Here is a 1016-nt window from a genome sequence, read left to right as displayed (position 1 = left end):
GACTCGTAGGCAGTCGGCTTTGAGGAGGGCCGACCGATGCGGCGCTATGGATTGCACGACGACGAATGGGATCGGATCAAGGATTTGCTGCCGGGACGTGAGGGTGACGTGGGCGTGACCGCCAAGGACAACCGGTTGTTTGTTGAGGCGGTTTTGTACCGATACCGGACCGGCATGCCGTGGCGGGACTTGCCCGAGCGCTTCGGAGACTGGAAGGCGGTTCATACGCGCTTTACCCGCTGGGCCAAGGCTGGTGTCTGGGAGCGGGTCTTCAAGCATCTGGCCGCAGATGCCGACAACGAATATGCGATGATCGATTCGACCATCGTGCGCGCCCATCAGCACTCAGCCGGCGCCCAAAAAAAGTCGGCGAAGACGAAGCCATCGGTCGCAGCAAAGGCGGATTGAGTACCAAGATCAATGCGACGGTTGATGCTTTGGGTAATCCGACCGGCTTCATGCTGTCCCCCGGACAAGCCTGCGATCTCGATGGTGCGGACATCTTGCTCCCGCAGATCGAGGCCGACATCGTGATCGCCGACAAAGGCTTCGATGCCGACGAGCGTGTCATCGCGCCGCTCGAAAAAGCCGGCAAGACCGCCGTCATCCCGCCCAAGGCCAATCGCAAGCAGCCGCGAGCCTACGACAAGGAACTCTACAAAGCGCGCCACCTCATCGAGAATTTCTTTGCCAAACTCAAGCAATTCCGCGCCATCGCCACCCGCTATGACAAGCGCGCTATCAACTTCCTGGCAGGAATCTACCTCGCATCAATCATCATTTGGCTTAATTGAGGACAGGCCCTAGGGCCTGTCCTCAATTATCAATTCTATCAATTATGGGGTTCGCGTGGATTCCCAAATCAGTTTTTCTGTGACTCGTAGGCAGTCGGCTTTGAGGAGGGCCGACCGATGCGGCGCTATGGATTGCACGACGACGAATGGGATCGGATCAAGGATTTGCTGCCGGGACGTGAGGGTGACGTGGGCGTGACCGCCAAGGACAACCGGTTGTTT

The 1016-nt window shown here is 58.2% G+C and carries 3 protein-coding genes; all 3 read left to right on the top strand.

Going from position 1 to position 1016, the window contains the following annotated elements; all coding sequences use genetic code 11:
* Positions 1 to 36 precede the first annotated feature (36 nt).
* The gene (locus VMT30_02895; protein HVQ43889.1) at positions 37 to 408 is read left to right on the top strand and encodes an IS5 family transposase; all 372 of its coding nucleotides are present in this window, start codon (positions 37 to 39) and stop codon (positions 406 to 408) included.
* Positions 303 to 794, top strand: a complete 492-nt coding sequence (locus VMT30_02890) for an IS5 family transposase (protein ID HVQ43888.1) — start codon at positions 303 to 305, stop codon at positions 792 to 794. The genes VMT30_02895 and VMT30_02890 overlap by 106 nt, the downstream gene beginning before the upstream one ends.
* A 117-nt stretch (positions 795 to 911) precedes the next feature.
* Positions 912 to 1016, top strand: a 105-nt coding sequence (locus VMT30_02885) for an IS5/IS1182 family transposase (GenBank protein HVQ43887.1), incomplete at its 3' end; no start/stop codon positions are given.

This window comes from Candidatus Saccharimonadia bacterium (assembly GCA_035544015.1).
Lineage (GTDB): Bacteria > Patescibacteriota > Saccharimonadia > UBA4664 > UBA4664 > UBA5169.
The sequence above is the reverse complement of the archived record's forward strand: the minus strand, read 5'-3'. Positions and strand labels throughout refer to the sequence as shown.

Coding starts and splice junctions, on each gene's coding strand:
- VMT30_02895 (HVQ43889.1), top strand. CDS start 37: ATGCGGCGCTATGGATTGCACGACGACGAATGGGATCGGATCAAGGAT.